Annotated in this window: 5 protein-coding genes; all 5 read left to right on the top strand. The window is 42.0% G+C overall.

Annotated elements, in window-relative coordinates; genetic code table 11:
- Positions 1 to 18: 18 nt before the first annotated feature.
- The 5 genes from G5B11_RS09060 to G5B11_RS19840 all read left to right on the top strand — a co-directional run bounded on the left by G5B11_RS09060 (position 19) and on the right by G5B11_RS19840 (position 15,910).
- The gene (locus tag G5B11_RS09060; protein ID WP_173727764.1) at positions 19 to 2,121 is read left to right on the top strand and encodes a DNA topoisomerase 3; all 2,103 of its coding nucleotides are present in this window, start codon (positions 19 to 21) and stop codon (positions 2,119 to 2,121) included.
- Positions 2,111 to 8,842: a SpaA isopeptide-forming pilin-related protein gene (locus G5B11_RS09065; protein WP_173727765.1), complete on the top strand. Its 6,732-nt coding sequence runs from the start codon at positions 2,111 to 2,113 to the stop codon at positions 8,840 to 8,842. The genes G5B11_RS09060 and G5B11_RS09065 overlap by 11 nt, the downstream gene beginning before the upstream one ends.
- A gap of 63 nt (positions 8,843 to 8,905) precedes the next feature.
- The gene (locus G5B11_RS09070; protein WP_173683800.1) at positions 8,906 to 9,376 is read left to right on the top strand and encodes a helix-turn-helix domain-containing protein; all 471 of its coding nucleotides are present in this window, start codon (positions 8,906 to 8,908) and stop codon (positions 9,374 to 9,376) included.
- 130 nt (positions 9,377 to 9,506) lie between these two features.
- Positions 9,507 to 9,608 (top strand): putative holin-like toxin, encoded by a 102-nt coding sequence (locus G5B11_RS19055; RefSeq protein ID WP_015524590.1) that lies wholly within the window; start codon positions 9,507 to 9,509, stop codon positions 9,606 to 9,608.
- Positions 9,609 to 9,808: 200 nt separating this feature from the next.
- On the top strand, positions 9,809 to 15,910 hold the full coding sequence (locus G5B11_RS19840; protein ID WP_330603108.1) for a DEAD/DEAH box helicase family protein: 6,102 nt from the start codon (positions 9,809 to 9,811) through the stop codon (positions 15,908 to 15,910).
- The last annotated feature ends 19 nt before the right edge of the window (positions 15,911 to 15,929 follow it).

Genomic DNA, 15,929 nt, shown 5'->3' on the forward strand with positions numbered 1-15,929 from the left:
CAGAAAGGAGATAGAAAATTGCAGCTTGTAATTGCGGAAAAACCCAGCGTAGCCAGAAACATTGCGAAGGTGCTTCATGCCACAAACGTAAAAGATGGCTACCTAGAAGGAAAAGAATATCTGGTTTCCTGGTGTATTGGGCATTTGATTGAACTGGCCAGTGCGGATCAGTACCGGGATGACTGGAAAGCATGGAGATATGAGACACTTCCCATGATCCCGGAGAATTGGAAATATCAGATCAAAGAAAGTACCAAAGGGCAGTTTCGGATTTTAAAGGAATTGCTTCACAGAGCAGATGTCACAGAAATTATATGTGCAACAGATGCAGGAAGAGAAGGGGAGTTGATTTTCCGTCTGGTATATAACCAGGCAGAATGTAAACTTCCCTTTAAAAGACTGTGGATTTCTTCCATGGAGGAAAAAGCAATTCTGGAAGGATTTCAGCAGATGAAAGATGGACATGAATATGATGATCTTTATTATTCTGCGGTGGCGAGAAGTGAAGCAGACTGGCTGGTGGGAATTAATGCAACCAGACTGTTTACGGTGTTGTACCACCATCGGTTGATTGTAGGTCGGGTGCAGACACCTACACTTGCAATGCTGGTGGAACGGGAAAAGAACATCGAGAACTTCCAGAAAGAAAAGTATTATCTGGTTCATCTTCTGATGGATGGATTGGATGCTGTAAGCAGCCGGATAAAAGAGAAAAGTACTGCCGTTCAGATGATGGAGGATATGAAGGATGAAACTGCACAGATTCTTTCAGTAAAGAAAGAGAAGAAAAAGGTACAGCCGCCGAAATTATATGATCTGACCACATTACAGAGGGAAACAAATCGTCTTTTTGGATTTACGGCACAGCAAACCTTGGACTATACCCAAAGCCTTTATGAGAAGAAACTGGTGACGTATCCAAGGACGGATAGCCAATATCTTACAGATGATATGGAAGAAAATGCGTTTTTGGTTATTGATGCGGTAAATAGGGTATTTCCAGGAATATCAATGAAGGGTTCGGAACCAGAGATAAAAAGACTTTTAAACAGCAAAAAGGTATCAGATCATCATGCAATTATACCAACGGTAGAAATTGCAAACACGGATTTAAAAGCACTTCCGGGTGGAGAAAAAGAAATTCTCATGCTGATTGCATCAAAGTTATTATGTGCATCGGAACAGGAATACATATATGAGAGTATTAAGACTGAAATTTCCTGTCATGGAGAACTGTTTACTGCATCTGGAAAGAATGTTCTCCAATATGGATGGAAAGAAGTGGAAGAACGGTTCTTTAAATCATATGGGAAAAATGCAGAAAAGCCAGAAGAGGAGGAAAGTGATTTTCCAGATATAAAAATAGGACAGGTATTTGAATGTGTTGTTGTAAAATTTAGTGAACATTTTACAGCACCGCCGAAACATTATACGGAGGATACGCTCCTTAGTGCCATGGAACACGCTGGAAGTTCGGATACGATAGAAGACGCAGAGAGAAAAGGGCTTGGAACTCCGGCTACCAGGGCAGCGATTATTGAAAAACTGATTGAGAAAGGCTTTATTGAGCGTAAAAAGAAGCAGATATTACCTACAGCAGATGGAAGAAATCTGATCAGGATTCTTCCGGAAATGATCAAATCACCAAAACTTACAGCAGAATGGGAAAATGATCTGACACTGATTTCCAGAGGCCAGAAAAATGTAGAAGAATTTCTCTTCGAAATTGAAAAAATGGTTACCAAATTGGTAAGTGATAATGGACAGCCAGTGGAAGAATACCAGAAACTATTTTCAGATGGTCGGAAAGAAATTGGAAAATGCCCAAGATGTGGCAATAAGGTTTATGTGGGAAAGAGAAATTATTATTGTTCAGGAAGTGATTGCAGTTTTACTTTATGGAAAAATAACCGATTTTTTGAGAGTCAGGGAAAAATACTTGATGAAGCAACTGTCAGGAAGCTGCTGAGTGAGAAGCAGGTGCATTTCAAAGATCTGGTATCAGAGAAAACAAAAAGGAAGTATGAAGCAACTATAAAGATGGAGGTTTCAGAAACCGGAAATCCAAAGTTTCAGTTGATTTTCCCGGAACGGAAGAAAGGAAAAAAGAATGAAGAATAAAAAAAATATGAGAAGATTTTTGTCGGGATTCTTGGCAATGCTTACAGTGTTATCTACAATTCTATCTCCAATACTGTCCTATGCGGCAGATGTAGTGCCAGAAGAGCCACCGTTATACGAAAAGGTAAAAAATGAACTTGATGCAGATGAGGTGGTAAAAGCAAAAGATCTGGAACTGGAAACAGGCAGTATTTTTGAAGTGGAGAAAGATTTTACCGGACTGGAAATACCAGATGAAAAAAAGGTGAAGATCACTTTCCATGAGGCAAAAAATGAGGAAAAGCAGGACTTTACAACAGATTACGAAGATACATACAAAGCTGTTTATTATGTAGAGCCAGTAAGTGGCCACCCAATTTATCAGATCAATCGTAAGCTGATTGTAAAGGAAGCGGTGGTGCAGGTTGCTGAATCTGAGAATCAGGAATCTGTAAGCAACCAGGAAGATGAGAATGAAGCAGAAGGCGAGGAACCAGCCATAGGCACTGCAGAGAGTGAAGAACCTGTGCAGGATGAGGTAAATGTAGAAATTCCGTCAGAGGATAAAATCTATGAAGAAGTAACTCCGACAGAAATTCCGGTTGAGGAAGAGCCAATAGATACACCAATCCCGGAAAATCCGTCTGAGGAAGTTTCAACAGAAGAACCTGCCATAGATGATAATCCGGATACAGACAGCACATTTGAAGAAATTACAGATACAGATCCGGAAGAAATGCCAGAGGCGACAGACGACTCTTTTACAGATGGAACAGAGAAAACAGAAGATGCAGATGGAAATTATCAGGTAAATATTGTTCGTGGAGAGGAATTTCATATTGAGCTGAACCATGAAGATGGACAGTATCAGCCAGGAGAAACCGTTGTATTTTCCGGAGATATGCCGCAAGGCAGCTTAATTGCAGTAGGAACAACAAAAGTACAGGCAAACCAGACAGAGAATACAGAAGATTTATTGTATTCAGAGGTGACTTATCACGAAGAATCGGATAAATTCAGTTTTGAAATGCCAGCAGATGACATTGACCTAAGTGTTTCCATGGATCAGGCAGAAAACGGTATCATGTTACTTGCAACCGATACTCCATGGGATGATGCAACAAATATTGAAGCAAATAAATATTACTATTATTCAGATGGCCAGCTTCATCCGTTTGATACAGTTATGGGACAGGGTGGAAATGACAGCTACAAATATGTTCGTTACAAAGCAGGCGGAAAGACTTATACAGTAAATGCGTATTGTATGCAGCACTCCATGCAGTCACCTCCAAGTGGGACAACATATAAAAATATGGTTGAACTGGATGAAGGCGGAGATGATAAATATTTGAGAAAAGCCTTATTCTATGGATATGGCGGTCCAGGATGGGGACATACATTCAATGGATATAATGTAAAATCCATTATGGAAAAATATGGATGTAGTTCTGAGACAAGAGCCATGCAGCATTACCTGGTTGACTATTTATATGATGGCGAATCCGGATTTGGAGGTGCGCTTTCTACAACCGCTAAAAATATGCTGAAAGAGATTAAAGCAGCTCTTGCTAAAATGCCTGATCCGACAGCAATGAAACTTCTTCCAGGACTTTCCGTTAATGCAACGGGAAAGGAAACAGAAAGTTTTACCTGGAAGGCAAATGAAGCATTTACCATTACCATTCATCTGGAAAATGGTGTGAGCCTTGTCAACGAAACTACAGGAAAGACGGCATCTGGAAATGTCACTGTAAAAGGTGGAGAGAAATTTCATCTTGTAGCTACAACAGCCAATATGGGCAGTCTGAAAGGAAAGTATGCGATCACTTCCAATTTTCCCCTGGATTTCCATGCAATGCTTTTAAAACTGGAGAGTTCACAGGATATTGGATTTGGCTACTATACGGATTCCGCTGATCTGCAGATTACAGTTGACTGGCCGGAAGAAGCAGTTATCGAAATTACAAAGAAAGATGGAGATACTGGGAAAAATCTGGCCGGAGCCGTGTATGGAGTATATAGTGATAACGCCTGCACAAAGCTGATTGTTAAGATGCCGCCAACAGACAGCAATGGTTCTTCACGAGTAACTCTTACCAAGACACAGGATACTGTTTACTTAAAAGAGATTACAGCACCGGAAGGTTATGTTGTCCAGGCTTCTTCGTATGGAGTGAAATTAGTAGTTGGCAGTACAACCAAACAGACTGTAACGGACAAAGAGCAGAAAGGAAATCTGACCGTTTATAAAGAGGGAGAAGTTTTTGTAGGAGCTGTATCTGATGAAAATGGAACTTCATTCCAGTATGAGAAACGCCGTCAGAAAGGAGCCGTTTATAACATATATGCTGCTGAGGATATTGTAACAGCAGGTGGAAAAACAGTTTACAAAAAAGGCGCAGAAGTAGCGAAAAATCTGATCACAGGTGAGAACGGTTCTGTAACGGTAAAGAATCTTCCGCTTGGAAGCTATAATGTAACAGAAGCACAGGCCCCGGAAAATTTTTATAATGCAAAAGAAACAAAAAAAGTAACCATTTCTTATGCAGGGCAGACTGCAGAAGCGGCTTTCTCAGAGACTACCTTTACAAATGACCGTCAGAAAGCAGTGGTGCAGGTGATAAAGAAAGACAAAGATACTGAAAATACACTATCCGGAGGGCATTTTGCTCTGTTTGCAGCGCAGGATATGAAAACTGTGGATGGAAAAGTAGCGGTAAAAAAAGATGCTCTGATTGAGACTGCAATTACTGGTACTGATGGAAAAGCAGCATTTAAAGCAGATCTTCCAGTGGGATTTTCTTATTATGTAAAAGAAGTCCAGGCTCCGGCTGGTTATGTCAGAAATGAGAACGATACTTATTCTTTCCAGTTCAGTTATACCAATGATGAACAGGCAAAAATTTCTTTCAGTCATACTTTTGTGAATGACAGGGTCAGTGCTGCAATCTCTTTGAATAAAAAAGATGCCGAGACAAAAGAAAATAAGGCACAGGGAGATGCTTCCCTGGAAAATGCGGTGTATGGACTTTATGCAAGAAACGACATTACCCATCCAGATGGAAAGACAGGCGTTATTTATAAAGCCGGAAGCCAGATTGGTACGCTAACTACCGATAAAGAAGGAAAAGCAAGGATAGAGAATCTTTATCTTGGAGAGTATTACATCAAGGAAATTACCCCATCCGTAGGATATCTGGCAGACGAGCATGAATATGATCTTGTATGCAGTGATGAAGGTGATCTGACAGCGGTTGTAGAAAAAGAGTGTACCTCACTGGAAACGGTGAAGAAACAGCCGTTTGAACTTATTAAAGCTGCCAATAATGGAGACACAGATGCTGCATTACTATCCGGAGCTGGATTTAGTGCATATCTGGTATCTTCTTTGGTGGTAAAAGAGGATGGAAATTATGATTTTTCCTCTGCAGAGCCGGTTGTGATCGGTGAAAATGGAGCAACGGAAATTTTTACAAATGAGAAAGGTTATGTAAAATCCATTGCAATTCCATATGGAACATATCTGGTGAGAGAAACTACAACACCCCATAATTACAAACCTGTAGATGATTTTATTGTCCGGATTACAGAGAATAAACCAACAGAGCCGCAGACATGGAGAGTTCTTTTGGATAAAGAATTTTCTGCAAAACTGAAAATCATCAAACAGGATGACGAGACTAAAAAATCAGTTTTAATTCCGGGAACAGAGTTTAAAATTTATGATCTGGGTCATGAAAAATATGTAGAGCAGGTAACTACATACCCGACAACCGTTACACATACCTCTTATTTCACAGATATAGACGGATATCTGATCTTGCCGCAGAATTTAAAAATCGGTCATTATAGAATCGAAGAGGTAACAGCACCGGACGGTTATACCATTAACAAAAATTATGTCGAAATACAGGTGGACACCAATACCCTGTATCAGACTGATCCGGTATCAGGTGATGCAATCATTGAAGTTGTATATGAGAATCATCCGGTGAAAGGAAAACTCACTGTACAGAAAAAAGGAGAGGTTCTTTCGACCTATAAGAATGATTTTAAGTATGAAGTTCAGAATCTTTCCGGTGCAGTATATGAAGTGTATGCTGCAGAGGATATTTATACAGCTGATTTCCAGAAAGATGACACAGGAAAAAGAATCCTGGAATATGCAAAGGGTGCAAAAGTTGCAGAACTGACAACGGATGAATCCGGAAAAGCAGATCTTGATAATCTGCCTTTAGGAGAATACAAAGTGGTAGAAAAGACTGCACCAGAGGGATTTGTATTAAATAAAGAAGAACAGAAAATTTCTTTCGTCTATGCAGACCAGGATACACCAGTGATCTCACAGAGTGCAGAGTTTATAAATGACCGCCAGAAAGTAGAAGTGTCAGTTGTGAAAAAAGATGCTGAAAATGAGAAAGGGCTTTCTGGAGCAGAGTTTGGTCTTTACGCAAAAGAGGATATAAAAGCAGGGGATAAGGTACTGGTAAAAGCAGACGAACTGCTTACAAAAGCGGTAACAGGTGAAGATGGAAAAGCTGTTTTTGAGCAGGATCTGCCATTTGGAACTTATTATATAAAAGAACTGGCAGCACCAGATGGTTTTGTATCTTCAGATGAGCAGATTGAGGTGACTGCGAAATATCAGGGACAGGAAGTAAAAACAGTAAAACTGGAAACTGTTTTTAGGAATGCGCCGACAACAACTGAATTTACGAAATCAGATATTACAACAGGTGTGGAACTTGACGGAGCAACACTGACGATTTTGGATTCAGACGGAAAAGAAGTAGAAAAATGGACTTCTGTAAAAGGAAAAGCTCATGTAATAAAGAGACTTCATGTGGGAGAAAATTACACACTTCGGGAAGAGTTTGCACCATATGGTTATCTGCAGGCAGAGGAAGTGAAATTTACAGTTTCTGATACTGCAGATGTTCAAAAAGTAGAAATGAAGGATGCTGTTCCGGTTGGACGAATCATCATCAATAAAAAAGGTGAATTTGTCAAAGAAGTTACCTGGAAAGATATGCTGGCAGGCGGCATGGACGCAGCATTTGGTTATGTTACAGGTTCTTTGAAAGATGTTACTTTTGAAATTTATGCAGCGGAGGATATCAAGGCTGCAGATGGGGAAAGCAGTGATTATTATAAAAAGGACGAACTGGTAGCAACAATTACGACAGATGCTCTTGGATATGCGAGATCAGAAGATCTTCCTTTAGGCAAATATTATGTAAAGGAAAAAGAGACGGCGGATGGATATGTTCTGGATGGAGAAATCAGAGAGGTTGATCTGACTTATCGTGATCAGAATACTCCGGTTGTGACTTATGATGAGGACTGGCAGAATAACCGCCAGAAAGCAAAAGTAACTGTAGTTAAGAAAGAAAAAAATACAGACCGTGTTCTGGAAGGCGGAGTATTTGCACTTTATACAAAGAATGATATTTTAAATGCAGAAGGCGAAGTAATCCTGAAAGCAGATACCATGATCGAGCAGAAAGCTACGGATCAGGATGGAAGAATTGTATTTACGGCAGATCTTCCAATCAATGGCAGCTACTATGTAAAAGAAGTGCAGGCTCCTGCAGGATTTGTAACAACAGAAGAAATCAAGGAATTTGACTTTACTTATGCGGGAGAAGATGTTGCAGAAGTATCCTTTGAGTTCACTTATGAAGACGAGCCAACTACTTTTGAAATCACAAAATCAGATCTTACAACTGGGGAAGAATTACCAGGTGCAAAACTGAAAGTATCCGATCCAGAGGGAAACGTTGTGGATGAATGGACTTCCGGAAGCACACCACACATCATTAAGGAACTGGAAGTTGGAAAGAAATATACATTAACAGAGACAATTCCTGCTGATGGTTATGCAACTGCAGAATCCATTACGTTTGTAGTAGAAAATACTGCAGATATACAGAAAGTAGAAATGCAGGATGATACAACAAAAATTCTGATCAGTAAGGTGGATATGACAGATGGAAGCAGCGAGGTCAAAGGTGCGAAGCTGTATATCCTTAATGAAAACCAGGAAGTTATGGAAAGCTGGACGTCTGGTGATCAGCCCCATTATGTGGAGAAACTTCCAATCGGTACTTATACATTATTGGAGGAAACAGCACCGAAGGGTTACATTGTGGCAAATAAAGTGACATTTGAGATTAAGGACACCGGAGATATTCAGGGAGCCAAAATGGAAGATGAACAGGCAATGGGCAAGGTGATCTTAAATAAAACAGATAAAGATACCAAGAAGCCAATGAAAGGTGTAGAATTTGCCCTTTGTGACAGCAAAGGTAAAGTTCTGGAAACTCTGGTAACAGACAGTGCTGGCCATGCAGAATCAAAGAATTATCCGATTGCGACTTTTAAGAATGGGCAGTATAAAAAAGCAATCACATATATCCTGAAAGAAACAAAAACACTGGATGGCTATCAGCTTGATGAAACCGAGCATAAGATTCAGTTTGAATATGTCAATGACCGTACTCCTGTGATTGAATATACTCTGGATCTGACAAATAAGAAAGCTCCGGAAAAAGACACTCCGGAAACATCAGAAAACCAGGGAGTCAGCACTCCTGGTTCCCATGGTTCTGATGCGACTTCTGTATCCAATTCACCAAAAACAGGAGATAATACAAATATTGCTATTTTTGTGCTGGCACTTGCAGTATCAGCAGGATGTCTGGGAACTGTAGTGACAGTTAAGAGAAAACGCAAATGATAATATAAATAGTGTTCTGGGGCTGTGGTTACTGCACAGCCCCATTTTGAAAAGGAGAAGAAATTGAAATTAGGAGCAAGAATAAGAAAAATCCGTATGTTTCGCAACATAACTCAAAAGGAATTGGGACGCAGATTAGGATATGGGGAAAGTAGTGCGGATGTGAGAATCGCCCAATATGAAAGTGGACAGCGTACACCGAAGCAGGAAACGCTTATCCGGATAGCAGAAATATTGGAAGTTGATGTCCGAAATTTTTTAAGTCCTGGAATTGCGACAATGGACGAATTAATGGAAACTTTATTCTGGATGGATGAAGAAAATAGAGGGCTTTTTCATCTGTTCCTGCTAAATGATTCAGAAAGTGAAATGGCTGGAATCACAATAAGGGATAAAAAAACAATGTCTTATCTGCAGGAATGGATGGGGAAAAAGCAGAAATTGGGCGATGGAAGAATCACAGAAGAGGAATATCTGGAATGGAAACTGCATTGGCCAGAGAATAAGAGAAAAACAGAATATAAAACCGTATGAAGTAAAAAGGAATTGCTTTGCGGAGAGTTACCTGTTAGAATATTACTGGAGTAACCGTGTACAGGGTTGGTAAAAACCTCCTGGATTTTCAGATTCCGTTAAGGGATACAGAAGAAGGGAGGTGGAGCGAATGGATACATACGAAGTCTTGAGCTTATTGTTCTTAGGCGGTACGTTTCTGATTGCTTTGCTTGCCTATTTGGATAATAGGGACAACAAGCGAAAAAAATAGCCTACCCTGTCTGCCAACAGGATAGGCAGCTCTCTTTGAGAGCAAAATAAATTAAAACCTAATCCAGGAGCATCCACCTTGTGGGCGGTTACTCTTTTCAATTAGAATATAGCATTTTCTCTCCGAAAAGTAAAGTACATTTTATGCAGCCAATTCTAAAAAAGAGTGGGCTGTTTTTTTATTGATAGGAGGGAAGTTTAATGTCTAAACTACAGGACATCCGAAACTTGGTGCAGGAACATGCCGTATCAGTGAGCAGTTCGCCAGGGGATTGGATGGATTATATGGACACAGCATCAAGGTTATATCGTTATTCTTTTTCAGACCAGCTTCTGATCCATGCACAGCGTCCAGACGCAACAGCCTGTGCATCACTGGAACTATGGAATGAAAAGATGTTACGCTGGGTAAATCGTGGTGCAAGAGGAATTGCCTTGTTTGATGAAACCTGGCAGAATACCAAACTTCGTTATGTGTTTGATATTTCGGATACCCACATGGTAGCCGGAGGCAGAAGCCCATATCTTTGGAAGATGCAGGAACACCAGAGAGAAGAGATCCTCACCCATCTGGCAGAAGTCTATGCTCTGGAAGAAAAGGATGCGGCAACTTTGCAGGACGCATTGATGGCGGTCGCAAGGGAAATGGTCAATGACAATCTGGAGGAATACCTGGATGGATTGGAATATGCTGTAGAAAGTACTTATCTGGAAGATCTGGATGAGGTGACGATCCGCAGTGATTTTCGTCAGCTGGCAACAGACAGTGTTTACTATCTGCTTTCCAGGCGATGCGGGCTTGACCCGATGGAACTTCTGGAAGAAGAGGACTTCATGCATATCACAGATTATAACCGTCTGTCAGTTCTCACCTTCCTTGGAAATGCGGCAAGCCAGCTCAGTGAGAGTATTCTGATTGATATTGGAAAGACCGTACATAAAATTTCTCTGGAAGAAGCGAGAAAAGAGGTTGAAAAATCCAATGAAAGGAATTATAATAACTTTACCACGTTAATACGCGAAATTAAAAACCAGGATGCAGAAACGAAAAAAGAAGAAAATATTGAAAATGAAGGAGGAAACGATTATGGAACTGACATATCATCGCAAGGGAGATTACCTGTTTCCGAATCTGACCGTCGAAGAGGAAGAAGTGACGATCGGGAAATATGGGATGCTGCGGAGGACATTTCTGAAAGAACACAAGAACAGCCTTTATCAGAGCCTGTTCCTGACCGGGAAGCTGAACGGCCATCTGGAACAGATCGAGAAAGCAGCACAGGAGAGAATGGACAGCCAGATGGAGAAATTACTGGAGAAGAATCCGGCACCGGACAAGGAAGCAGATCCGATGGCATGGACAGCACACATGAACGCACTGATGGCAACAGCGGAAGAGAGCATCTTGACGGAATTGGTATACAGTTAGTCGAAGATACAAGAGAAGATGGATTGAGTAAAGCAGAGGAAGAGATCGCCTCTGCTTTATCTTTGCCCGAATATCCCACCGCAAATGAACAAAGACGGAAGATCGAGGAAAAGGCAGCTGCCCTTTATGCCGGAGAAATTCCGATTCCAGAGCAAGTTGTTGATGAGATCTTACGGACAGGAGGAAACCGGAAAGCCAGCCAGCTCCGGATCATCTATAATTTCATGAGTGAACAGACACCGGAGGAATATACGGAGTTTGTGAAGCGTGAATACCGTAAAGGTGGAAAAGGTTTTCAGATTGATGGAAATGAATATTCAGTCTGGTTTGATGAAACCGGGATGCAGATCGCAGTAGGGCATACGGTTACAGACCATATCTTAGATAAGGCATTTTTATCATGGGAAGATGTCAGCGGACGTATCCATCAGCTTTTAGACCAGGGTGAATATGCACCGCAGTCTGTATTGGATGCGGCAAGAAGTAATGCAGTAAAAGAACACGCCCAGGCTCTTGCCTATATGAAAGGGGATATGGCAGAAGGAGTAGCGGAGATTGTTTTTGACGAAGAGGACTTACCACATCTTCGCAGTATCTATCCGGAGATCACGGATTATCTGGAAGAAAAGCTGGAGGATCCCCAGTGGCTTTCGGAACTGAATGAAAGACTGGATGCACTGGCAGAAGCCTATGAAGAAAATCATTCTATTATGCGTTTCCATCATTATAATCCTATAAATATCTCAAAGCAGTTTCAAAAGTTTGCGGATGAGGTGATTCCTTATCAGGTTAGGGACGGCTTTGCCTGGAAAGAACATCCGATGTTCATTACACAGGATGAGATTGATGCTTATCTTGCAGGAGGTGGAGCGTATTCGCAGGGCAGGCTTAGGACGTATTCCTTTTATCTACTTCATGAAGATGAAAGATCGAGGACAGGTTTTATCAAGGAACAGTATGGGATCGGTGGAAGCAGTCATGCACTGTCTGGTGCCGATGATTCACACGCAAACTATGATGGAAAAGGCTTGTTTCTTGCAAGAGGTGCTTATGGGAATCCATATACGTCAATTTTATTATCCTGGAATAAAGTTGCAAATAGAATAGCTTATCTGATCAAGAATGACCAGTTTCTGCAGGCAGAAGATTATGCTCGTATGCCGGAATATGAACGGGAGCAGATGGCAAATAAGGTACTCCGCTTTTATGACCGTCTGCCGGAAGAGATAGACAGACCATTTACGGATGATTTCTTCTGGGAAAAACCAGGAAAAGAAATGGAGGCAGTATTAGAGAATCCAGAGCAGACAGAGGAACTGTTACAGAAGATGGATGCAGCATTGGCAGCTCTTCCATTGGATTTTGAAGCGTATGGGACAAACTACCAGCAGAAAACAGAACTTCTTTCAGAACTCCACCAGTATGCAGAAGGAACCTATACGATTTTCCCGACACCGGAAGCAGAACCGTCTTTTGTGGAATCATCCGGACACCAGATGACCATGTTTGATTTCTTGGATACGAAGGCAGTGACAGAACCGACCGTAGTAGATATGTCAGATGTGGAGGAAATAGAAGAGGAAGAGGTTACTGCCAAAGAAGATATTCCGGAAAGTCAGGAACAGGAAAAAGCTGTGTTAGAACTACACAACTTCCGTATCCAGGATAATGACCTTGGTGCAGGCGGTCCGAAGGCAAAGTATAAGGCAAATATGGAAGCCATCCATTTGTTACAGACTTTGGAGAAAGAAGAACGTTTGGCAACACCCGAAGAGCAGGAAATCTTATCCCGTTATGTTGGCTGGGGTGGTATCCCACAGGCATTTGAGGAGAGTAACAGCAGCTGGGCGAATGAGTATCTGGAATTAAAGAATACTTTATCGCCGGAAGAATATAGTGCAGCAAGGGCATCGACCTTAAATGCTTTTTATACGTCCCCGACCGTGATCCGAAGTATGTATGAAGTACTGGAAAATATGGGACTGAAACAGGGAAATATTCTGGAGCCGTCCTGTGGTGTCGGTAACTTTATGGGACTGATCCCGGAGAGTATGGGCAAAGCCAATATGTACGGTGTGGAACTCGACCCGGTTTCGGGAAGAATCGCAAAACAGCTTTACCAGAAAAACAAGATTGCAGTACAGGGATTTGAGGAAACCAGTTATCCGGACAGCTTTTTTGACTGTGTGATAGGCAATGTTCCATTTGGGGCGTATCAGGTCAGTGACCGCAGATATGACCGGCATCATTTTATGATCCATGATTATTTTATTGCAAAATCCCTTGATCTGGTCCGTCCGGGCGGTGTAGTTGCAGTGGTAACTTCCAGTGGAACGATGGATAAGCAGAACCCGGCAGTGAGACAGTATATCGCAAACCGGGCAGAACTGCTTGGAGCCATCCGATTACCGAATAATGCGTTCCAGAGAAATGCCAATACCAGCGTTGTTTCTGATATTCTGTTTTTCCAGAAAAGGGACAGGGCATCCATTGAGGAACCGGAATGGTTAAATTTAAAGGAAACACCGGAAGGCTATTCAGTCAATGCTTATTTTGCAGAGCATCCGGAAATGGTGCTTGGTGAGTTTACTACAGAAAGTACCCAGTATGGAAAGCAGGAAGTGACCGTAAAACCAAAAGAAGGAATTATCTTAGAAGAACAATTAAAAGAAGCTGTCCAGAATATCCATGGTACGATCACGGAACTGGAACTTTCGGATACAGAGCTGGAGGAGGATGTTGTCTCTATCCCGGCAGACCCGGAGGTAAAGAATTTTAGTTTTACTGTGGTAGATGATGAAGTTTATTACCGGGAAAACTCTGTGATGAACCGCATGGAGCTTCCGGCAATGACAGCGGAACGTGTCAAAGGGATGGTGAAGATTCGTGATATTACGAATGAACTGATCCAGTGCCAGATGGAAGAGGGAAGCGATGAACAGATCACAAAGCTGCAGGGAAAACTCAATGAAGAATACGATACCTTTACAGCAAAATATGGTCTTATCAGCAGCAATGCCAATAAGCGGGCATTTAGTCAGGACAGCAGCTATTGTCTTTTGACTTCTCTGGAATTTCTGGATGATAAGGGAGAACTGAAACGGAAAGCGGATATTTTTACCAAAAGGACGATCCGCCGGGCAGAAACGGTGACTTCTGTGGATACTGCCAGTGAAGCCCTTGCTGTTTCCATTGGTGAGAGGGCAGGTGTTGAACTTTCCTATATGGCACAGCTTTCCGGGAAAACAGAAGCAGAGCTTACCGAAGAACTGGCAGGGGTGATCTTTAAGAATCCGATCAGTGAAAAATGGGAGCCGTCGGATGAATATCTTTCTGGAAATGTGAGGGAGAAACTGCAGATTGCAAAACAGTTTGCAGAAGATCACCCGGAATATCAGGTGAATGTGCAGTATTTGGAGCAGGTACAGCCAAAAGATCTGGATGCATCAGAGATTGAAGCAAGACTTGGGGCAACCTGGATCTCCGAGGATTACATTACACGGTTCATGGCAGAAACATTCCATACACCAAGATATTATGTAGGGAGCAAGGTCAAAGTCCAGTATGCCGAAGTGACCGGACAGTGGAATGTTATGGGAAAAAATGTGGACAGCTACGGAAATGCCCTTGTTACTTCCACATATGGAACACAGAGAGCCAATGCCTACCGCCTTTTGGAAGATGCCTTAAACCTTAGAGATACCAAGATTTATGACACGGTACAGGATGCCGATGGGGAACACCGGGAATTAAATCGGAAGGAAACGATGCTGGCACAGCAGAAGCAGGAGCTGATCAAAGAGGAATTTAAGGAGTGGATATTTAAAGACCTGCACCGACGGGAAGATCTCTGTAAGATCTATAATGAACGATTTAACAGCATCCGTCCACGGGAATATGATGGAAGCCATATTCAGTTTGTTGGCATGAATCCGGAGATCACCCTGATGCCGCACCAGAAAAACGCAGTGGCTCATGTGCTGTATGGAAATAATACGTTACTGGCTCATTGCGTAGGAGCCGGAAAGACGTTCCAGATGATCGCAGCCGGTATGGAATCAAAGCGGCTGGGACTCTCACAGAAGAATCTTTATGTTGTGCCAAACCATCTGACCGAGCAGTGGGGCAGTGACTTCTTACGCCTCTATCCGGGAGCAAATATTTTGGTGGCAACAAAGAAGGATTTTGAGCCGGCAAACCGAAAACGGTTCTGTTCCCGTATTGCGACAGGGGATTATGATGCGGTGATCATCGGACATACACAGTTTGAGAAAATCCCTCTTTCAAGGGAACGTCAGATTGCCATGCTGGAAGATCAGATTGCAGATATTACATTTTCCATTGAAGAAGCGGCACATCAGGCAGGGCAGAATTATACCATCAAGCAGTTGGAAAAAACAAAGAAGAGTCTGCAGGCGAGGATGAAGAAACTCAATGACCAGACCAGAAAGGATGATGTGGTAACTTTTGAACAGTTGGGTGTAGACCGGCTGTTTGTGGATGAAAGCCATTCATTTAAAAATCTTTTCCTATATACAAAGATGAGAAATGTGGCGGGTATCTCACAGACGTATGCACAGAAAAGTTCGGATATGTTTATGAAATGCCGGTACATGGATGAACTGACCGGCGGCAGAGGGATCACCTTTGCTACAGGTACTCCCGTATCAAACAGTATGACGGAGCTTTACACTATCATGCGTTATCTCCAGTATGATACACTCATGCGTATGGGTATGGGACACTTTGATTCCTGGGCGGCAACGTTCGGGGAGACAGTAACCGCAATTGAGTTCGCTCCACTATTAGAGGTACAAAACAATTCCAGTCCATACAGAAATGCGCAAAAAAGGCAATCACATAAAAAATTGTGATTGCCTGATTTTTTTGCAT

This window comes from Blautia glucerasea, assembly GCF_013304385.1.
Taxonomy (GTDB): Bacteria; Bacillota; Clostridia; order Lachnospirales; family Lachnospiraceae; genus Blautia_A; species Blautia_A ammoniilytica.

What these genes read in the sequence shown, in the direction of transcription:
- G5B11_RS09065 (WP_173727765.1), top strand. Translation starts at nt 2,111, where the DNA reads ATGAAGAATAAAAAAAATATGAGAAGATTTTTGTCGGGATTCTTGGCA.
- G5B11_RS19055 (WP_015524590.1), top strand. Translation starts at nt 9,507, where the DNA reads ATGGATACATACGAAGTCTTGAGCTTATTGTTCTTAGGCGGTACGTTT.
- G5B11_RS19840 (WP_330603108.1), top strand. Translation starts at nt 9,809, where the DNA reads ATGTCTAAACTACAGGACATCCGAAACTTGGTGCAGGAACATGCCGTA.